Here is a 20,154-nt window from a genome sequence, read left to right as displayed (position 1 = left end):
GCCGCCAACCGCTACACTATAGCCGATTTTCATTTTTGCGCGAGCAGGCGGCCCTGGCGGCCAAACCCAGCACGCACGCGGGTTTCAGCCTGAATTTCAGCCTTTGTCCGCGTAAGGGTTCGTCGACGATCTGAACTCTATGCGCAATGGAGTCCCTGTCAGCTTGAAAGTTTCCCTGAAGCGGTTTTCGAGGTAGCGTTTGTACGTGTCGGTGATCGCATCGAGCGCATTTCCGTGAATCACGATGATCGGCGGATTCTGGCCGCCCTGGTGCGCATAGCGCAGCTTCGGGCGCACCGGGCCGCGGCGGCGCGGCTGCTGGAATTCCACCGCATCGATCAGCGCACGCGTCAGTTTCGGCGTCGGCAGCTTGGTCATGGCGGCCTTGTAGGCGTCGTCGACCGAGCGCATCAGCGGGCCAATGCCGGTTTTTTCCGCAGCGGAAATGAAGTGAAATTTGGCGAAGTCGAGAAATTTTAATTTGCGCTCGAGGTCTGCCTTGGTGCGGTCGCGCACATGCGGATCGAGACCGTCCCATTTGTTCACGCCCACGACCAGCGCACGGCCCTGCTCCACCACGAAGCCGGCAATGTGCGCATCCTGTTCCGAGATGTCCTGACGTGCATCGAGCAGCAGGATCACGACGTTCGCGTCCGAAATCGCCTGCAGCGTTTTCACCACCGAGAACTTCTCGATCGCTTCGAACACCTTGCCGCGGCGGCGCAGACCGGCCGTATCGATCAGCGTATACGGCTTGCCTTGACGTTCGAAGTCGACGTAGATCGAATCGCGCGTGGTGCCCGGCATGTCGAACGCAATCACGCGCTCTTCGCCCACCAGTGCATTGATCAGGGTCGACTTGCCGACATTCGGCCGGCCGACGATCGCGATCTTTACACCGTGCGCCGGCTTTCCCTCGTCGCTCTCTTCCGGCTGCCCGGCGTACGCGACGCCGAGTGCCTCGTTGATCATTTCGGTGACGCCGTCGCCATGCGCGGCCGAGATCGCGCGCGGGTCGCCGAGACCGAGTTCGTAGAAGTCGGCGGCCACCGCGCTGTACTTCATCCCCTCGGCCTTGTTGACGACGAGGAAAATTGGCCGGCCGACCTTGCGCAGGTAGTCGGCAATCGTCTTGTCTTGCGGCGCGAGACCATTGCGGCCGTCGACGATGAACACGACGATGTCCGATTCCTCGACCGCCTGACGGGTTTGACGCGCCATCTCATGCAGGATGCCGTCTTTCGCGACAGGCTCGAAACCGCCCGTATCGACGACCAGATACGGCCGGTCGCCGGCGCGACCCTCGCCATAATGGCGATCGCGGGTGAGACCGGGCAGGTCGGCAACCAGCGCATCACGCGTACGCGTGAGACGGTTGAATAGCGTGGATTTCCCCACATTGGGGCGCCCAACCAGGGCAATAACGGGTTTCATCAGATGTTGTTCACGGTGAAACGCGGGATCGAAATCGACCGCCCGCGTAGCGACGCCATGCGGCCGCCACACGGCAGCGTTTGACGAAAATTATCACGAATTCGGCCAGCCCCGGATGTGCTGCCAATATGCGCAACCGGGCGGACGAGAGTTTGGCTGTATGGGGCGGCGCCAATGGGCCGCCGGGTTCAGTCTTTCTTGCTCAACGGCTCGCACGCCAGTTCGGGACGATTTCCTGCGATGCCGTTAAAGGTGGCGCCGCAAGCAGCCACCGAGGCCCACATGGGCCGTTTCTGATCCGACTTGCCGGACCAGCCAGTCCGGCAGAATTTTTCTAGTTAAGCTCTTGCAACACAAAAACGCGTGCGGCCGGCGAAGCCGGCCTGCACGCCTGACTACCCATTGCCTGCGCGATTAGCGCGGGCGATAGCCGTACAGGTCGCCGTCGTGCGTCTGCACAACCAGCGTTTCGCCGGCCAGCACCGGCGCCGCGGTAATCGCGCTGCCGTCGGTCTTCATACGGGCCACGAGCGTGCCGTCGTCGCGCGACAGGAAGTGCACAAAGCCCTGGTAGTCGCCCAGCACGGCGGCGTGACCCAGGATGAACGGGACGCTGAGCTCACGGTTCTTCAGCTTGTCGTTCTTCCACAGTTGCGTGCCGGTGGTGGCGTCGAACGCCGACACCACCGACCAGTCGTCGGCCGCCACCACCGCGCGATCATCCTGCGCGAGGCCGCTCGTGCTCGAGAACGCCTTTTCCCACAGCGCGCGGCCCGAGTTCGCATCGAAGCAGCCAATCTGACCCTGGAACGTCACCGCGCAGGTTTCCGAACCGACCAGCGTAGGCGGACCCGTCACGTCGTTAATACGCTCGACTTCGGTCACGCCCTTCGGATACGACACCGGCGTCTGCCAGTAGTTGTCTCCGGTCTGCAGGTTGATCGCGGCGAACGCGCCACCCGGGAAGCCTGCCAGCACGGCCGCGTCGCCAGCGAACGTCATGCCCGACGAGACGCGCAGATTGAGCGGCACGGCGCGATTGCGGTAGTTCCACTTCTGTTCGCCGGTCTGCGCATTGAACGCGACAATCTGACCGTCGACCGTGCGCACCACCACAAGACCGTTGCCGACCAGCGGCGGCGAGATGATTTCGCCGGGCGCCTTGGCGGTCCACAATTGCTTGCCGTCAGCGCCGAGCACGTAGACATCGCCTTTCAGGCCGCCGACCGCGGTGAGCGTGCCATCGCTGCCGACACCTGCCGAAAGGTCGTCATGCAGTTTGACGCGCCAGATGTCCTGGCCGGTTTGCGCGTCGATCTTCGCGACCGAGCCGTTCGCGCCGGCCGCGTACACCGCGTTGCCGACCGCGACCGGCGAGAACAGGTAACGACCCGCCTTGCCCACGCTGGCCTTCCACGCCTGCTGCACGTCGAGCACAGGTTTGAACTCGGTGAGCGGCGTCGGCACGCGGCGCTCGTCTTTCGTGGATGAGCAAGCCGCCATGGTGAGCACGGTCATCGCACAGGCAACGGGCACAGCGTAACGTTTCAGCAGATTCATCGGTGGACGAAGCATTCAGGAAATTAATTAAAGGAGACCGGTTGGTCGTGTCATGCGGCGCACTGCATACGGCGATTAGCCGCCCAGCGCGTCCAGCTTGAACTGAATCAACTGGCGCGCCGAGCTGTCATTTTTTGACAGCGAATCGAGCGCGAGCTTATAGGCCGCACGTGCATCGTCACGCTTGCCTTGCGCAGCGAGCAGGTCACCGCGGCCATTCGCCACAATGCCCTTGAACGCGTCGGACTGCGGTTCGGCGAGCAGTGCGAGGCCCTGGTCGTAGGCCTTGTCGTCGAGCAGCAGCGAAGCAAGACGCAGCTTCGCGATCTGCTTGAACTCGTCGTCTTTGGCGTGATCGATGGTCCATTGCAACTGGGCCTTCGCGGCGGCTTCGTCACCTGCGGCGTACAGCGCTTTGGCAGCACCGAGCGCGGTCATTTGCGCATACGCGGTGCGACTGAACTTGTCTTCCATGTCGGTGGCGACCCGCGTGATCTTCGCTTTGTCGCCCGATGCTACGGCTTGCTGCACCTGGTCATACAGTACCGCGGCTTCCGCCGCCTGGCGCCGTTGCCAGAAATTCCAGCCGTTCCAGCCGGCTGCGGCAACCAGTGCCACCAGCACGATCCACGTGGTTGCATTACCCCACTGCGTCCACCATGCCTTCAGGCTTTCAATCGATTCTTGTTCGTCGTGGTAACTCATCGCCCGGCGATTTCCTCTTTTTGATACGTGTGCGTGTCGAGCCAGCAGGCTCGACGACATCGCGATCAGTCGTCGCCGTCTTCGGCGGTTGCAACCATCGCATTGATTAGAAATTCGGTCAAGTCTTCAGCGGGCACGTTATGTTGCTCGTTTTTACCGCCGTTAGAACTTGTATCACGGAGCGGTTTGACGCCGACCGTGCCGTTGGCGATTTCATCTTCGCCAAGCACCACCGCGAAGGCCGCACCGCTTGCGTCGGCGCGCTTCATCTGCGACTTGAAGCTCGCCGTCTGGCCGTCTGCGCTGCAATGCAGGATCACGTCAAGGCCCGTATCGCGCAAACGCTCGGCAATAATAAAGGCCTGCTCACGTGCCGCGTCGCCCTGATGGACCACGTAGACATCGCAACCTTCATCTTCCGGCACGAGTTGCTCTTCTTTCAGCAACTCGAGGATACGCTCGACACCCATTGCCCAGCCGCACGCGCCCGTCGGCTTGCCGCCCAGCTGTTCGATCAGCGGATCGTAACGGCCGCCGGCCGCCACTGTACCTTGCGCGCCAAGCTTGTCGGTCACCCATTCGAACACGGTCAGATTGTAATAATCGAGACCGCGCACGAGACGCGGATTGATCGTGAACGGAATGTTGTTCGCCTTCAGAATGCGCTGCAGGCCTTCGAAGTGCGCGCGCGATTCTTCGCCGAGAAAATCGATCAGCTTCGGCGCGTTCTGCGCGACTTCCTGCATCGCCGGATTCTTCGTGTCGAGCACGCGCAGCGGGTTCGTGTACAGGCGGCGCTTTGCCTCCTCGTCGAGCACGTCCATGTGCTTTTCGAGGTACGCGATCAACTCGACGCGATGTGCCGCGCGCTCTTCTGCGAGACCCAGCGAATTGAGTTCGAGCTTGATGCCCATCAGCCCAAGGTCGTCCCACAAGCGCTGGCACATCATGATGATTTCAGCGTCGGTGTCCGGGCCCGCGAAGCCTAATGCTTCCACGCCGACCTGATGAAACTGCCGGTAGCGGCCGCGCTGCGGGCGCTCGTGACGAAACATCGGGCCGATGTACCACAGACGCTTCGGACCGTCGTACAGCATGTTGTGCTCGATCGCCGCGCGCACGACAGCGGCCGTGTTTTCCGGACGCATCGTCAGATTTTCGCCGTTCAGCGCGTCGGTGAAGCTGTACATCTCTTTCTCGACGATGTCGGTCACCTCGCCGATCCCGCGCTTGAACAATTGCGTATGCTCGATGATCGGCGTACGAATATTCTGGTATCCGTACGAACGCAGCATCGACTTGACGGTTGCTTCAAAAAACTCCCACAGCCCGGCTTCCTGCGGAAGGATGTCGTTCATGCCCTTCACGCCGGACAACTTTTCGAGCTTTTTCTTCTGTTCAGTCATCTGTCTTCGATTGACGGTATTTAGTTGAGTGCTTCGGCGCGGCCGGCTTCGGCGCGGCCGTAGCGGCGCTCCACATAGTCACTCACGATTTGCTGGAATTCTTGCGCGATGTTCTCGCCGCGCAGTGTCTTGACCTTCTCGCCGTCGATGAACACCGGTGCGGCCGGATTTTCTCCCGACCCCGGCAAGCTGATGCCGATATTCGCCTGCTTCGACTCGCCCGGACCGTTGACGATACAGCCCATCACCGCCACGTGCATCTTCTCGACGCCAGGATACTGATCGCGCCACACCGGCATCTGCGTACGCAGATAGGTCTGGATTTGCGACGCCAGTTCCTGGAACAGTGTGCTGGTGGTGCGGCCACAACCCGGGCATGCGATCACCATCGGCGTGAACGAGCGCAGACCCATGGTCTGCAGGATTTCCTGACCGACGACCACCTCGCCGGTGCGCGGGCCGCCCGGTTCCGGCGTCAGCGAGATGCGGATCGTGTCGCCGATGCCCTGCTGCAGCAATACGGACAACGCAGCGGTTGACGCCACGATGCCCTTGGAGCCCATGCCGGCTTCGGTCAAGCCAAGATGCAGCGCGAATTCGCAACGGCGCGCGAGTTCACGATACACCGCGATCAGATCCTGCACGCCACTGACCTTGCACGACAGAATGATCTTGTTGCGCGGCAGGCCGATTTCCACGGCGCGCTCAGCCGAGCCGATCGCCGACTGGATCAGCGCTTCGTACATCACGCTCTGCGCTTCCCAGGGCGTGGAACGCGCGGCGTTTTCGTCCATCATCTTCGCGAGCAGGTCCTGGTCGAGGCTGCCCCAGTTGACGCCAATCCGCACCGGCTTGTCGTACTTCACCGCCGCTTCGATCATTTGCGCGAACTGCGTGTCGCGCTTCGCGCCGTGGCCGACGTTGCCCGGGTTGATCCGGTACTTCGACAGCGACTCCGCGCACGCGGGGTAATCGCGCAACAGCAAATGGCCGTTGTAATGAAAATCGCCGACCAGCGGCACCGACACACCCATGCGGTCGAGTTGCTCGCGAACCGCCGGCACGGCCGCCGCCGCTTCCGGCGTATTGACCGTGATACGCACCAACTCAGAACCGGCTTGCGCAAGTTCCTTGATCTGGATTGCGGTGCCGATAGCGTCAGCGGTGTCGGTGTTCGTCATCGACTGGACGCGCACGGGCGCGTCGCCGCCGATAGTGACGAGTTGACCGCCCCAACGGACATCGACCGCGTGCGACTTGCGCCGCGCAGCGTGGCCGCCGAACACCGGTTCGTTTGAAACAATCTTGCTACTGGATTGGGATTGAGCTTCGGATTGCATCGAAAAACCCATTTACGCCGCATGCGCTACACAAAAAACGTAGCGCCTGAATTGAAAAAGCGCCGCGACCGGTTGGCCGCGACGCATACCGTATCTATATCAAGGCAACGCGAAGCGCGCCACGTTGCCCTTGGCTGCCGAATATTTCGACGGATCGACTGGCTGGCCATCGAGCGTAAGCGACTCGAGACCCGCCTTGTTGCCCACCGTAACCTTGAACGGCGCCACGCCCGTCACTTCCTTCGTATCGCCTGCGTGCACGAGGCCGGAAAATACTTCCTTGCCGTCCTTGCCACGCACGCTGAACCAACTGTCTTGCGTCACCCGTAACGCGACGATTGCCTCACCCGCGGCCGGCGCCGCCGTTGCCGCGTTCGATGCGCCTATCGCGGCGACCACCGGCGCATTCGCGCTCGGCGCTACCGCCTGGACCTGCGAACCGGCCTTCGGCGCAACCGCTGCGGCCGCAACTGCCGGCGCGGAAGATGGTGCCGTATCGGCCGTTCCCGTCGCCAGCGGCGCAGGCATCGGCGTGCCCGACGCTGCGTTATCGGCTGCGGCTGCCTGCGAGCCCGGCGTGGGAGCAGCCTCATCTGCGCTTGCCTCAGAACCCGCCTGCTGCCCCTGTGCCACCGCGCCCGATGCTCCGGTCGCACCGCCCGCTGCGCCGTTGGCGCTCGCCTTCAACCTCGCGAGCCACGCCGACGAATCGCCGCCATTGGTATGCCACATGCCGAGCGCGATCACCGCGACGATCACCGCCGCGATGCCCCATAACCATGAGCGGCTCTTTTGCCCACTGCCGCCAAGCGACAGCGAAACGCGGCCGCGCGGCAAATCCTTACCGGACGAGGCCGGCATCGACAGATCCGGCGCAGGCACACCCTTCTCGCGACGCAGAGCCTGGGTGAACGGCGTGGGATCGGCGCCGAGCATCTTCGCGTAGCTGCGTACCACGCCAAGCGCAAAGGTCGTGTCCGGCAAGTGGCTGATGTCACCCGATTCGAGCGCACGCAATTTGGTGACGGATACCTTCAGGCGTGCCGACACGTCTTCGATCGTCCAGCCCTTCGATTCACGCAATTGGGTCAAGCGCGCGCCCACCGCTGCCAATGAATCGAAGCTCGCCGGACCCGACTGCGTAACAGGCTGCACCACCGCCCGAGCGACCGGCGCCGGATGGCCTTCATTTCCGTCTGTGTCCTGCGGCTGCGGGTGCTGCGGCTCACTCATCCCAAATCCTTTCGCGTCGTTTCTTTTTCACTTGTGCAACCCGGACGGGCCAAAGCCTCGCGCCCGAATCGCAGACCGTTTATAACAAAATGCGCGGCCTTGTGTGCCGCTTCCGATCGCTTCTGCAAACTTTCTTTTCAATCGCCGACGACATATCGGGTTTTTTGCGCCCCGGTTGGCTTTCTTCCGGACACCGCGCCCCGCCGTCTCGCGCGATTACACGGCGCGCACCTCGATAATCTTCGCTGCCTTCCCGGTGCGCTCAGCGAGACGCGTGCGGTCTTTCACCGCACCGGCCAACTGACCGCAGGCAGCGTCGATATCATCGCCGCGTGTCTTGCGCACCGTGGTGACGACGCCCGCGTCCATCAACACTTGTGCAAACCGCTTGATCTGCTCCGGCTTCGAGCGGATGAGACCCGACTCGGGAAACGGATTGAACGGAATCAGGTTGAACTTGCATGGTACGTCTCGCGTAACGGCCAGCAGTTCGCGTGCTTGCGCTTCACTGTCGTTCACGCCGTCGAGCATGCAATATTCGAAAGTAATGAAATCGCGCGGTGCAACCTTCAGATAGCGCTGACAGGCGGCCATCAGTTCGCGCAACGGATACTTTTTGTTCAGCGGCACCAGCATGTCGCGCAGCGGGTCGCTTGGCGCATGCAACGAGACCGCCAGCGCCACCGGCAAATCGGCGCCGAGCCGGTCCATCATGGGCACCACGCCCGAAGTGGATAACGTGACACGCCGGCGCGACAGGCCGTACGCGTTGTCGTCCAGCATCAGACGCATCGCGGGCACTACCGCGTCGTAATTAAGGAGCGGCTCGCCCATGCCCATCATCACCACGTTGGTGACGACGCGCTCGCCTTTGCCGTCGCCACCCGTGGCACGGCCACCATCCGTGCCGCGCGTTGCGCGCAGCGCGAACTCGGCCATGCGCAACTGGCCGATGATTTCGCCGGTGGTGAGGTTGCGCGAGAAACCCTGTTTGCCGGTCGAACAGAAACGGCAGTTGACCGCGCACCCGGCCTGTGACGACACGCACAGCGTGCCACGCGTTTCTTCGGGGATATAGACGGTTTCAACCGCGTTGCTGTTGCCGACGTCGATCAGCCACTTGCGTGTGCCATCGGTCGAAATATTGTCGCTGACGATGCCGGGCATCGTGATCGTGGCGCGCCCCTTGAGCTTTTCGCGCAAGGACTTCGCCAGATCGGTCATGCCGTCGAAGTCGGCAGCGTTGTACTGGTGGATCCAGCGCTGCAATTGCTTGGCGCGAAACGGTTTCTCGCCCAGGCTGTCGCAGTAGGCGACAAGCCCTTGGGCGTCAAGGTCGAGAAGGTTGACGGTGGGACTGCTCGTCATATCGAATCCTGCCATTTCAGTGCGAGACTGTGTTCATGCAACAAGCTGCATGAACGCAATGCCGTTCGCGCCCATTCCTGCTGCTTTACCTTACTACTTTGCCGGGCTGTTCGCGCGGATTCGTGCGACAAATCCAACGGCTGCGCACGAATCACGCCGGCAGCTCAAACCCGCTTAACGCGAGTAAACGTTCACTTCCGGGAAGAAGAACGCGATTTCGACTGCTGCCGTTTCAGCGGCGTCCGAACCGTGCACCGCGTTAGCGTCGATGCTGTCGGCGAAATCGGCGCGGATCGTGCCCTTTTCTGCCTTCTTCGGGTCCGTTGCGCCCATCAGGTCGCGGTGCTTCAGGATCGCGTTTTCGCCTTCCAGCGCTTGCACGACCACCGGGCCCGAAATCATGAAATCAACCAGGTCCTTGAAGAACGGGCGTGCTGCGTGCACAGCGTAGAACTTCTCTGCATCAGCGCGCGACAGCTGGACCATGCGCGAAGCCACGATCTTCAGGCCAGCGTTTTCGAAACGGCTGTAGATCTGACCGATCACGTTCTTTGCCACTGCGTCCGGCTTGATAATCGACAGGGTGCGTTCGATCGCCATAAAAACTCCAAAAAATTAAGAGGTTACAGATTCAAATGAATCCGCTATTGTAGCATGTTCCCGTGTATGATTGCGATTGAACCCTTACAGTATTGAAAGAGTCCAAGCGGGAGTCGGAGAATACTGATAGCGTAGGCCGTGTGGACATTTTCTAGGTATTGAAACTCCCCGCCGGCGCGCCAATCTTAGGAAAGAGAACCCTGCGACTGGCGGTAAAAATTCCGGCCGGCGCTGTACGACCTGCTGCCCAACCCGCGGCACAACCATTACGCAACACGCTTCTGAGGTAAGGAGAGACCATGAACGATCATCCGTATAGCTTTGGCCGCAATGGCGCGGTCAGCACGGTCGAGACCCGCAACCGCGTACTGCGGAACACCTACTGGCTGCTAGCGCTGTCCATGATTCCGACCGTGCTAGGCGCGTGGGTAGGCTTGGCCACCGGCTTTTCGCTGTTCGCCGCCACCAGTCCTGCCATGAGCATGCTGGCGTTCTTCGCGATCGCCTTCGGCTTCATGTTCGCGATCCAGAAGACCAAAGACAGCGCAGTCGGCGTGTTCGTGCTGCTCGGTTTCACGTTCTTCATGGGCCTGATGCTCTCCCGCATCCTGAGCTTCGTGCTCGGTTTTTCGAACGGCCCATCGCTGATCATGCTCGCGTTTGGTGGCACTGGTGTGATCTTCGCCTCCATGGCAACGATCGCCACCGTCAGCAAGCGTGACTTCTCGGGTCTCGGCAAGTGGCTGTTCATGGGCGTGATCGTGCTGCTGCTGGCTTCGGTCGCGAACGTGTTCCTGCACCTGCCGGCGTTGATGCTGACCGTCTCGGTGCTGGCCATCGTGATCTTCTCGGCCTACATGCTGTTCGACGTGCAGCGCGTCGTGAACGGCGGTGAAACGAACTACATCACCGCCACGCTCGCGATCTATCTGGACCTGTACAACGTGTTCGTCAACCTGCTCGCGCTGCTCGGCATCTTCGGCGGCAACCGCAACTAAGCCTGACGAGGGCCGGCGCCTGAAACGCCGGCCTTGAAGAAAAAGCCCATGGCGAGCAATCGTCATGGGCTTTTTCTTTTGCAACTGCCGGGCGCGCTAACAGCGTATCGCCGGACACGAGATGGGCGCCGATAATCAGGAACAGATTACAAGCAGATCACAAGCTCAGCCACGCGAAGCCGTCGTCCTGAGAAGCAACGATTACTTCAGTCGGCGCAGCGCCCAGCACACCCGCCATGGCAGCCTGCGCCAGTTCCGGCGAATTGTTCTGCTGGCTCAGATGCGCGGCCACCAGATAGCGCAAGCGCGAGCGGTCGAGCGAGGCCAGGATTTCAGCCGCCGCCTCATTGTTCAGATGCCCATGATTGCCACCAATACGCGCCTTCAGCGATTGTGGATACCGGCTGCCCGCCAGCATCCGCACATCGTGATTGCACTCGAGGACCAGCGCGTCGCAACCGCTCAGCACCGCGCTGATGTGCGGCGTGGAGGTGCCGACGTCGGTCAGCACGCCAAGCCGGCTCGCGCCATTGGAGAGCACGTATTGCAGCGGCTCGCGGGCGTCGTGAGGAACGGTATAGGGGAGAACGCTGAGGTCGCCGATCGCCACCGCTTCGTCGCCCCACAACACCTGCAGATCGACATCGGCTTCGTCGGCACCCACCGCGCGGGCGGTGCCCCAGCTCATGTACAGCGGGATCGACCACTTGCGCGCCAGCGTCAGCGCGCTGCCAATGTGGTCGCTATGTTCATGGGTAATCAAAATGGCGTCGAGACCCTCGACGCCCGCGCCGAGCCGCGCCAACCGCCGCTCGACTTCTTTGGCTGAAAAGCCGCAATCGAGCAGAACCCGCGTGGTGGTCGCGCCGCTCTGCGCTTCCACCAGCAAGGCATTGCCTTCGCTGCCGCTGCCGAGACTGGCGAAGCGCACAGCCCGCTTAGTTCAGTTGCGCGTGCAGCAGCGTCACGATGCGCTGCGCGTCCGACGAGTTATCCACCTGCCCGTTCGCATCCAGCACCGCCACCTGCGTCACGGCGTCGCCCTTCGCGCGGACATTGACGAGGAACTCCTGGCCCGGCTTCTTCGACGGACTGCCGCTGTAGAACAGCTTGCCGAAGAGCCCTTCCTTCTTCAGCTCCTGCATCGAGTCGGCGTACCGCACGTAGTAGATCCCTTTCGCGCGATCACGGTTGTCGACCGTAAAGTTGGTGCGGTCGAGCGCAAGGCCCACGCGCAGCCAGGCGCGATCGAACGATTCCTGCAGGTCGAGCGTCGATACGCCCGCGCTCTGGTCGATCGTGGCCGGTGCAGTGGCCGGGCGGGCATCCGTCAGGAGCTGCTTCGACTGCGCTTCGGTCAGGCCGAACTTCTGCATCAGCTTGGTCAGGAACAGTGCTTCCAGCGCCGGATCGCGCGGACGCTCTTCCCAGCGCGACGATGTCTTGTCCTGGCCCGTCAGCATTTCTTCCATCGCGCTATGCGTGATGGAGATGTCGGTGGTGTCAGCCGGACCGCGCGACACGAGCGTGCGGAAACTGTCACGGGTACCCGATGAGTAAGCAAAGTCAATCACCTTGCCGACCGTACGACGGAACCAGTCGTCCGGAATATTGGCGCGATTTTCGGCCCAGTCGGTCGTCATGATGCCGGTGGCCGGCGCATCGGTTTTCAGCGCGAAGCCATTCTCCTGCCAGAACTCCTGCAATTGCGGCCACAGTTGTTCAGGCGTGCGGCCGTCGACGACCAGCCAGCGGCGATCGCCGTCACGCTCGATGTGCATGCCCAACGGGTCTTGCGCATTCGGCTGGCCTTCGGTGGCATTGCCCGCTGCGGTGACCGCGCGTTGCAGCGAGCCGCCCAGCGCCAGATTGGCCGGCGGCGCCACGTAGCGCTGGTCGGTCGGCGTGGTGGTCAGATCGCCCGGAACGGCGAGCGGCGGCGCGCTGCCCGCGCCCTTGTAGTTGACGCGGTCGGAGGCGAACCAGTCGTTCAGCGTGTCACAGCCGGCGAGCGTGACGAGAGCAAGCGCCAGCGCCGCCATGCGGGTTGCGTGGAGGGAAAGTGCGGAACGTTTCATGAGGTCCTTCGTGATGCTGGAACGCGGTGCCTGGTTCTGTGTGCCGGGAACGTGGGCTGGATCGACGTCGGTTAAGGGAATGCCGGTGGCAGGCTTTGGTTAAGCTGGGAGTTGCCGGGACAAACCCGTTTAGCCCAGCAGACCCGCTTCGCGCAACGCGCCGCGCACCACTTCGTGGTATTGCGCGTCGAGCGGCGTGAGCGGCAGGCGGATTCCGCCCTGCACACGACCCAGTTGCTGCAATGCCCATTTCGCGGGAATCGGGTTCGATTCGATGAACAGGTTCTTATGCAGCGACAGGAGTTTCAGATGAATCTCGCGGGCAGTCTTGGCGTCCGCGGCCAGCGCGGCTTTGCACAGCTCGCTCATCGCGCGCGGCGCGACGTTCGCGGTGACCGAAATATTACCGTGGCCGCCAAGCAGCATCAGCGCGATTGCCGTGGGATCGTCACCGCTGTAGATGCCGAAATGAGCCGGCGCCGACTTGATCAGGTGCGCGGCGCGATCGATGTTGCCGGTCGCCTCCTTCACACCGATGATGCCCGGCACCTGCGCGCAACGCAGAATCGTTTCGTTGCTCATGTCCGCGACCGTGCGGCCCGGCACGTTGTACAGGATCACCGGCAGATCGACGGTTTCGGCAATCTTCGCGAAGTGGCGATAGATGCCTTCCTGGGTCGGTTTGTTGTAGTACGGCACGACCTGCAAGGTGGCGTCCGCGCCGACTTCCTTGGCCTGCTGCGTGAGTTCGATGGCTTCCGTGGTGGAGTTGCCGCCCGAGCCCGCGATCACCGGAATCCGGCCCGCCGTATGCTCGACTGCGGTTTTGACCATCAGCACGTGTTCCTCGACCGACAGCGTGGCCGACTCACCACTCGTGCCGACCACGACCAGTGCGTTCGTGCCCTCTTCGATATGCCAGTCGATCAGTTTGCGAAACGCCGGCAGATCGAGGCCGCCGTCTTCGAGCATCGGGGTAATGATGGCAGGAATGCTGCCGCGAATCTGAACGCCGCCAGTGCTGCTTTGATTGCCGTTAGTCATGAAACGCCATGAATTTGATCAGGTAAACCGCGATTGTAGCGGATTAGCCAGCCAGCTCGTAACAAGGCGGGGGCACCGCCTCTGCGCGGCCGGCTGAACGATCCGCCTCCATGATTGCGCATATCCGCTGGACGTAAGCCGGACGCGGCTGCGCGAGAAATCCGTCTTCAAATGCGACCACCCGGAGATGGCCTCGCACCACCTCGAGCAACTCGCCGGGCGCGAGCAAAAACGCCGGATTAGACGGTTTGCCGACGCTTTCGTTGCCTTGCGCAAAGGTCTCGTAAACCAGCACGCCGCCGGGCGCGAGCGAACGCAATAGCTGCGGAAAGAGCGGCCGGTGCAAGTAGTTCGTGACCACGATCGCGGCAAACTTCGCGTCGGCGGGCAACGGCCACGCGGCACCTTCCAGGTCGGCAACGAGGGTGGTGACAAGCGCTTCGTCGCGCATCAGGTCCAGGGCGGCCGCGTCCCGGTCGAGCGCGGTCACCGGATGGCCCAGCGCGGCAAAGAAGCGCGCATGCCGCCCTGCTCCCGACGCCACGTCGAGTACCCCGCCGCCCGCCGCGACCAGATGCGCCCAGTGACGCACCCAGCGCGACGGTTCGCCGTTTCCGTGCGAGGAACCGTCCGGCATGGTCACGGGCGTGCTCATCGTGTCAGCGCGACAAAGTGGTGTCAGTTGTACGAGAGGCCCATTGCCTCGCGCACGTCGCGCATCGTTTCCGACGCGTACTTGCGAGCCTTGTCGCAGCCGTCGGCGACGATCGCGCGCAACAGCGACGGATCGTCCATGTACTTCTGCGCACGCTCCAGCATCGGCTGCTGTTCGCGCAGAATGCCTTCGATCACCGGCTGCTTGCACTCGAGGCAACCAATCCCAGCCGTCCGGCAGCCCTTCTGCACCCACTCGTGCGTGGCTTCGTCCGTGTAGACCTGATGCAACTGCCACACCGGGCACTTGTCCGGATCGCCCGGATCGGTGCGGCGCACGCGAGCCGGATCGGTCGGCATGGTGCGCACTTTCTTGGCGATCGTTTCCGCGTCTTCGCGCAGGCCGATCGTGTTGCCGTACGACTTCGACATCTTCTGCCCGTCCAGACCCGGCATACGCGACGCCTCGGTCAGCATGGCTTGCGGCTCGACCAGAATGATCTTGCGCGAGCCTTCGAGATAGCCGAACAGACGTTCGCGATCGCTCATCGACAGGCTCTGCGACTCCTGCAGCATTGCCCGCGCCTGTTCGAGTGCTTCGTCGTCACCTTCCTGCTGATAGGCGTTGCGCAGCTCGTGATAAAGCTTGGCGCGCTTGCCGCCCAGCTTCTTCGCGGCTTCATTGGCCTTCTCTTCGAAGCCCGGCTCGCGGCCGTACAGGTAGTTGAAACGGCGCGCAATTTCGCGCGTCATTTCGACGTGCGGCACCTGATCTTCGCCGACCGGCACGAGCGAGCCGCGATACAGCAGAATATCCGCCGCCATCAGCACCGGGTAGCCCAGGAAGCCGTAGGTGGACAGATCCTTGTCCTTCAGCTTCTCCTGCTGCTCCTTGTAAGTCGGCACACGTTCGAGCCAGCCGAGCGGCGTGCTCATGCCGAGCAGCAGCGCCAGTTCCGCATGCTCGGGCACCTTGCTCTGGATGAACAGCGTGGCCTGCGCCGGATCGATGCCGGAGGCGAGCCAGTCGATCAGCACGTCCCAGACGTTCTTTTCGATCACTTCGGGCGTTTCGTAGTGCGTCGTCAGCGCGTGCCAATCGACCACACAAAAGAAACACGGGTATTCGGACTGCAGCCGCACCCAGTTTTTCAGCACGCCGTGATAGTGGCCGAGGTGCAGCGACCCGGTGGGCCGCATGCCGGAGAAGATACGGTCTGGGAACATGGTTATTTAGAAAAGCGAAACAAGTGGAGTCAGAATTGCGGTGATCGCACCATAGCCGAGCGTGACGAGCGGGCTGAGCCAATAACGCGTGAGCGTGCCCGTCATGACCAGCGCCATGACGATGAAAAAACCGTACGGCTCGAGGCGCGACAGCGTGATCGACTGCCGCGGCGGCAACAGCGCCATCAGCACGCGGCCGCCGTCGAGCGGCGGCAACGGGAACAGATTGAGTACGCCAAGCACGAGGTTCACGCCGACGCCGGCGGCCGCCATACGTGTGAAGAAAGGTTCGTCGACGCCCATTACAGCAAGCGCGACGCCGACGAGGCCCCACACCAGCGCCTGCACGAAATTGCAGGCCGGCCCGGCGGCCGCGACCCACAGACTGCCCCAACGCGGATTGCGCAGATTGCCGAAGGCGACCGGCACGGGCTTCGCGTAACCGAACATGAACGCGCCGCTGGTGGCGAAGTACAGCAGCAAGGGAATCGCGATCGTGCCGAGCGGATCGATATGGCGCATCGGATTGAGGGAGACGCGGCCGAGCACGTACGCGGTATTGTCGCCGAGCCAGCGCGCGACGTAGCCATGCGCGGCTTCATGCAGCGTGATCGCGAAAATCACCGGCAACGCGTAAACCGCAATGGTCTGTATCAGGGAAGAATCCATAACTCGCTATTGTAACAACGCGACTGCGTGCGTCTGTCCGCTTTCGCTCATGCCGTCTCTTCGAGACCGAACGGCGCGAGCGAACCGCGCCCCGCCCGCACCAGCACTGGCTCGGCGCCGCTCAGATCGATCACGGTAGATGGCTCGCACACGCACGGGCCGCCGTCGATCACGAGATCCAGCTGTTTCTCGAGCCGCTCGCGAATCTCTTCCGGATCGTTCAGCGGCTGCGTTTCACCCGGCATGATCAGCGTGGAACCGATCAACGGCTGCCCCAGCTCTTCGAGAATCGCCAGTGTGATGGCGTGCTCAGGCACCCGCAGGCCGATCGTCTTGCGCGACGGATGCGACAGGCGCCGTGGCACCTCCTTGGTAGCCTGCAGGACGAACACATAGGGGCCCGGCGTGACCGATTTGATCAAACGGTACTGACGGTTATCGACCATCGCGAAGTTCGCCAGCTCCGACAGATCGCGCACCAGCAGCGACAGCAGCGCCTTCTCGTCGAGCCCGCGAATCCGCCGCAAACGCTCGACCGCGTCCTTGTCGTCGAGATGACAGGCGAGCGCGTAGCTCGAATCGGTCGGCAACGCGACGACGCCGCCATCGTTGATGATCTGCACGGCCTGCTTGACGAGGCGCGGCTGCGGGTTATCCGGATGAAGCCGAAAGTATTGGGACATTTTGGCTAACGGTGACTACGGAAGGAAAATCGGGTGAACGCAAGCCCGTCGAACAAGGGCTTTCGCGCGTATCGTGCCGCCGTGGCGCGGCGCGCGATCACAACCAGCGTTCCCAAACAGGCTTGAGATCGGAAGGCAGTTGCGGCAGCGTGCCGAGCTCGATGCGGCCTTCACCGGGTGCATGGAAGTCGGAACCGCGCGAGGCTTCGAAGCCATAACGGCGCGCGACATCCGCATATTCGCGGTACTGATCCGGCGTGTGACTGCCCGTCACCACTTCGATGGCTTTACCGCCCAGGTCGATGAATTCAGCGAAAAACGCGTCGAACTCCAGCGGCGAGTAGGCGTAGCGACCCGGGTGCGCGACGATCGCCTCGCCGCCGGCCGCCTGAATCCAGCCGACCGCATCCGCCAGTTTCGCCCACCGATGTGACACATAGCCAGGCTTGCCGTCGCCGAGATAGCGATTGAACACGTCCTGCGTCGAGCTCGCGTAGCCGCTTTCGACCATGAAACGCGCAAAGTGCGTGCGCGAAATCATGTCCGGATTCGATACGTATTTGAGCGCGCCCTGATAGGCGTCGGGAATGCCGAGCGTGGCCAGCTGTTCGCCGATTGCTTCGGCGCGCGCCGCGCGGCCGTTGCGGGTACGCGCGAGGCCGTCGATCAGGATCGAACTGGTTGGATCGATGCCGAGCCCGACAATGTGCACCGTGCGCGAAGCCCATGTCACCGAGATTTCCACGCCACTCACGTAAGCCATGCCGAGCGCCTCCGCGGCGCTGCGCGCTTCGTGCTGGCCGCCCAGCTCGTCGTGATCGGTCAGCGCCCACAGCGTCACGCCGCCCGCGTGCGCGCGGCGCGCGACATCGGCCGGGGCGAACTGGCCATCGGAAACGGTGGAGTGACAGTGGAGGTCGGCGTTCATCTTTGTCTTGAGAAGGTTCTGCGTTCATTTTACTGCAACGCAGTAAATGACCGCAGCGCTATCTCGCGAAAGCGGACCTCGCACCGAAACCTTTTTGCAAGCTTCAGGCGCAGAAACCCTCGATCAATGCGGCCACCTGCTCCGGCTGATCGTGATGCACCATGTGTCCGGCTTCGTCGATGATCTTTTCGCGCCAGTTCGGAAACGCCTGGAAACGCGCCTTGAATTCATCGAGTGGAATCTCGCCGGCGATCTGGGCAAGCGTGGGCGAATTCGCGGCCTCGACGTGCAGCACCTTGGCGGCGACCTTGCGCCACACCGCCATCACTTCGTCGAGCCGGTACAGCGTCGGTCCGCGCAGTTTGTGCGCCGGATCGGCGAGCAGCATGAAGCGCCCTTCTCCGTCCGGCCTGGACCAATGCTGCGCAAGGAACTGCGCACGCGGTAAAGGGAGGCGCGGATTGGTCTTGATCAGGCGCCCCGCGACCTCGTCCAGCGACGCGTAGCGCTTCAGTTGCGGCGGATCGCGCAATTCGTCGAGCCAGTTGCGCAGACGTTTGGGTGCCTGCGCCGAGTGCGACGGCGCCAGACCGAAGCCCTCCAGATCGACCACGCGCCGCACCCGTTCCGGCCGCACGCCGGCATACAGACAGACGATGTTCGCGCCCATGCTGTGGCCGACCAGATTCACTTCGCCGGTCGGTGCATAGTGGTCGAGCAGCGCATCGAGATCGGCCAGGTAGTCCTGAATCCAGTAGTTGCCGCCGCCGCGCTCGGCGACCGGCCAGTCCGACAGGCCGAAGCCGCGCATATCGGGCGCGATCACCTGCCAGTCGCCGCCCAATGCGTCGACGACGAACTGGAACGACGCCGCCACGTCCATCCAGCCGTGCAGCATGAACAGCATCGGCGCGTCGGGGTTGCCCCAGCGCCGCACGTGCAGACGGATGCCGCGCACGGCGACGAATTCAGACCTGGAGGTATTCATGAACGGCGCGCCCGAAAAAAGAATGGTCGTTCGATTATAACGAGATAACCCGACGATGCGCGGGGGCTGAGTGTGGAAAAAGGCTTCAGTCGGGCGCGGCCGGCGGGACGGAGGGCTCCGCGTCGAGGCCCGCCAGAGCGACCAGCGCAGCCAGTTCCGTCTCATCAAAACCGGCATCGCGGCGTGCCTCAAAATTGAACGGACCCCGTAATTTCGGTGCGTGATACTGCTCGGCGAGGCGCGTGTAGGTGGTATGCGGATCGACACCGCTCTTGTCGCACAGATGCCGAAACCAGCGGTTGCCGATCAGCACGTGGCCGATTTCGTCGCCCAGGATCACATCGAGAATCGCCGCCGACGCGTGATCGCCCGCCTGTTGCAGACGGGCGCGGATGGGCGGCGAGGCATCGAGGCCACGCGCCTCGAGGGTGCGCGGCACCAGCGCCATGCGCGCCAGCACGTCGGCACGGGTGCGCTCGCACATATCCCAGAGGCCGTCGTGGGCGGGAAAATCACCGTAGGCATGGCCGAATTCCGCCAGCCGCGCGACCAGCAGCGAGAAATGATGAGCCTCTTCCGCGGCAACCTTGAGCCAGTCTGTATAGAACGCGGCGGGCATGCCGGCAAAGCGCCAGACGGCGTCGAGCGCGAGGTTGATGGCATTGAATTCGATATGCGCCAGCGCGTGCAGCAGGACGGCCCGTCCTTCGGGCGATTGCATGCTGCGGCGCTTCAGCTTGCGCGGGTCGACCAGTTCGGGGCGCGCGGGACGACCGGGCAAGTCCGGCGGCTCGGCGAGTTCGAGGTCGGCGGGACAGGCGAGGCGGCCCTCGAGCACTGCGGCGTATAGCGCACGGGCCGCGTCCGCCTTGGTTGCCGGATCGATTTCGCGCAATGTCGCCAGTGCCGCCGTACGCGCGCAATTCGCAAGATTCAAAGTACTTTCAGGATTCGATACTGGCGCAGCGGGCGAACGAGACGGAATAGCGGAATTCATGGCGACAGGTTGGCAAAGAGCACGGCAAAAGGCGCGGCGAAAGGCAAAACCAGGCGGCACGGCGTTCGCCAAAGCTGGGCGCAGGACCGCTTGCAGCACCGCCAAGCGGCCTAAGCACACAACCGTTTACAATACTCGATTCGACCATCTCGCGTGCCTGTTGCGCAGGTCCGGCAGGGCAACCCGCTCCATCGCGACCTTTCGGGCATTCTCGAGCGTTTTGCAGCCCAGTTTTGCAGCCC

The 20,154-nt window shown here is 62.7% G+C and carries 19 protein-coding genes; 1 reads left to right on the top strand and 18 read right to left on the bottom strand.

Annotated features, from left to right (window positions below; genetic code table 11):
• Nucleotides 1–96: 96 nt before the first annotated feature.
• The 8 genes from der to ndk all read right to left on the bottom strand — a co-directional run bounded on the left by der (nucleotide 97) and on the right by ndk (nucleotide 9,646).
• A complete protein-coding gene (gene der, locus HWX91_RS36725; RefSeq protein WP_028199534.1) occupies nucleotides 97–1,434 on the bottom strand; it encodes a ribosome biogenesis GTPase Der in 1,338 nt (445 codons plus the stop codon).
• Nucleotides 1,435–1,848: 414 nt separating this feature from the next.
• Nucleotides 1,849–2,994: an outer membrane protein assembly factor BamB gene (gene bamB / locus HWX91_RS36720; RefSeq protein WP_028199533.1), complete on the bottom strand. Its 1,146-nt coding sequence runs from the start codon at nucleotides 2,992–2,994 to the stop codon at nucleotides 1,849–1,851.
• A gap of 75 nt (nucleotides 2,995–3,069) precedes the next feature.
• A complete protein-coding gene (locus HWX91_RS36715; protein WP_012433528.1) occupies nucleotides 3,070–3,699 on the bottom strand; it encodes a YfgM family protein in 630 nt (209 codons plus the stop codon).
• Nucleotides 3,700–3,764: 65 nt separating this feature from the next.
• Nucleotides 3,765–5,105 carry a histidine--tRNA ligase gene (gene hisS, locus HWX91_RS36710; RefSeq protein ID WP_028199532.1) on the bottom strand — a complete coding sequence of 447 codons (1,341 nt, stop codon included), beginning with the start codon at nucleotides 5,103–5,105 and terminating at the stop codon, nucleotides 3,765–3,767.
• A 20-nt stretch (nucleotides 5,106–5,125) separates the two neighbouring features.
• Nucleotides 5,126–6,457, bottom strand: a complete 1,332-nt coding sequence (gene ispG / locus HWX91_RS36705; protein ID WP_028199531.1) for a flavodoxin-dependent (E)-4-hydroxy-3-methylbut-2-enyl-diphosphate synthase — start codon at nucleotides 6,455–6,457, stop codon at nucleotides 5,126–5,128.
• 87 nt (nucleotides 6,458–6,544) lie between these two features.
• Nucleotides 6,545–7,678 carry a helix-turn-helix domain-containing protein gene (locus tag HWX91_RS36700; protein WP_028199530.1) on the bottom strand — a complete coding sequence of 378 codons (1,134 nt, stop codon included), beginning with the start codon at nucleotides 7,676–7,678 and terminating at the stop codon, nucleotides 6,545–6,547.
• A 216-nt stretch (nucleotides 7,679–7,894) separates the two neighbouring features.
• Nucleotides 7,895–9,046, bottom strand: a complete 1,152-nt coding sequence (rlmN, locus tag HWX91_RS36695) for a dual-specificity RNA methyltransferase RlmN (protein ID WP_028199529.1) — start codon at nucleotides 9,044–9,046, stop codon at nucleotides 7,895–7,897.
• A gap of 174 nt (nucleotides 9,047–9,220) precedes the next feature.
• Nucleotides 9,221–9,646: a nucleoside-diphosphate kinase gene (gene ndk, locus HWX91_RS36690; protein WP_028199528.1), complete on the bottom strand. Its 426-nt coding sequence runs from the start codon at nucleotides 9,644–9,646 to the stop codon at nucleotides 9,221–9,223.
• Nucleotides 9,647–9,945: 299 nt separating this feature from the next.
• Here ndk and HWX91_RS36685 point away from each other — a divergent pair, with 299 nt between their 5' ends.
• Entirely contained in the window at nucleotides 9,946–10,644 is a 699-nt protein-coding gene (locus HWX91_RS36685) for a Bax inhibitor-1/YccA family protein (RefSeq protein ID WP_028199527.1), read from the top strand.
• A 157-nt stretch (nucleotides 10,645–10,801) separates the two neighbouring features.
• Here HWX91_RS36685 and HWX91_RS36680 read toward each other — a convergent pair whose 3' ends face one another.
• The 10 genes from HWX91_RS36680 to HWX91_RS36635 form a co-directional block, all read right to left on the bottom strand.
• On the bottom strand, nucleotides 10,802–11,575 hold the full coding sequence (locus HWX91_RS36680) for an MBL fold metallo-hydrolase (protein WP_028199526.1): 774 nt from the start codon (nucleotides 11,573–11,575) through the stop codon (nucleotides 10,802–10,804).
• A 7-nt stretch (nucleotides 11,576–11,582) separates the two neighbouring features.
• Complete coding sequence (gene bamC / locus HWX91_RS36675) at nucleotides 11,583–12,722, bottom strand: outer membrane protein assembly factor BamC (protein ID WP_028199525.1); 1,140 nt, start codon at nucleotides 12,720–12,722, stop codon at nucleotides 11,583–11,585.
• Between the two features lie 129 nt (nucleotides 12,723–12,851).
• Complete coding sequence (dapA, locus tag HWX91_RS36670; protein WP_028199524.1) at nucleotides 12,852–13,766, bottom strand: 4-hydroxy-tetrahydrodipicolinate synthase; 915 nt, start codon at nucleotides 13,764–13,766, stop codon at nucleotides 12,852–12,854.
• A 43-nt stretch (nucleotides 13,767–13,809) separates the two neighbouring features.
• A complete protein-coding gene (locus HWX91_RS36665; protein WP_042276610.1) occupies nucleotides 13,810–14,421 on the bottom strand; it encodes a class I SAM-dependent methyltransferase in 612 nt (203 codons plus the stop codon).
• A gap of 23 nt (nucleotides 14,422–14,444) precedes the next feature.
• Nucleotides 14,445–15,647 carry a tryptophan--tRNA ligase gene (locus HWX91_RS36660; RefSeq protein WP_028199522.1) on the bottom strand — a complete coding sequence of 401 codons (1,203 nt, stop codon included), beginning with the start codon at nucleotides 15,645–15,647 and terminating at the stop codon, nucleotides 14,445–14,447.
• A gap of 6 nt (nucleotides 15,648–15,653) precedes the next feature.
• Nucleotides 15,654–16,316 carry a site-2 protease family protein gene (locus tag HWX91_RS36655; protein ID WP_028199521.1) on the bottom strand — a complete coding sequence of 221 codons (663 nt, stop codon included), beginning with the start codon at nucleotides 16,314–16,316 and terminating at the stop codon, nucleotides 15,654–15,656.
• A gap of 47 nt (nucleotides 16,317–16,363) precedes the next feature.
• Nucleotides 16,364–16,999 carry an L-threonylcarbamoyladenylate synthase gene (locus HWX91_RS36650; RefSeq protein ID WP_028199520.1) on the bottom strand — a complete coding sequence of 212 codons (636 nt, stop codon included), beginning with the start codon at nucleotides 16,997–16,999 and terminating at the stop codon, nucleotides 16,364–16,366.
• 97 nt (nucleotides 17,000–17,096) lie between these two features.
• Entirely contained in the window at nucleotides 17,097–17,927 is an 831-nt protein-coding gene (locus tag HWX91_RS36645; protein ID WP_028199519.1) for a 3',5'-nucleoside bisphosphate phosphatase, read from the bottom strand.
• A 103-nt stretch (nucleotides 17,928–18,030) separates the two neighbouring features.
• Nucleotides 18,031–18,915 (bottom strand): alpha/beta fold hydrolase, encoded by an 885-nt coding sequence (locus HWX91_RS36640; protein ID WP_028199518.1) that lies wholly within the window; start codon nucleotides 18,913–18,915, stop codon nucleotides 18,031–18,033.
• A gap of 85 nt (nucleotides 18,916–19,000) precedes the next feature.
• A complete protein-coding gene (locus HWX91_RS36635) occupies nucleotides 19,001–19,912 on the bottom strand; it encodes a ferritin-like domain-containing protein (protein ID WP_028199517.1) in 912 nt (303 codons plus the stop codon).
• Nucleotides 19,913–20,154: the final 242 nt, after the last annotated feature.

Source organism: Paraburkholderia fungorum (assembly GCF_902833645.1).
In the GTDB taxonomy this organism is placed as follows: Bacteria; Pseudomonadota; Gammaproteobacteria; order Burkholderiales; family Burkholderiaceae; genus Paraburkholderia; species Paraburkholderia fungorum.
The sequence above is the reverse complement of the archived record's forward strand: the minus strand, read 5'-3'. Positions and strand labels throughout refer to the sequence as shown.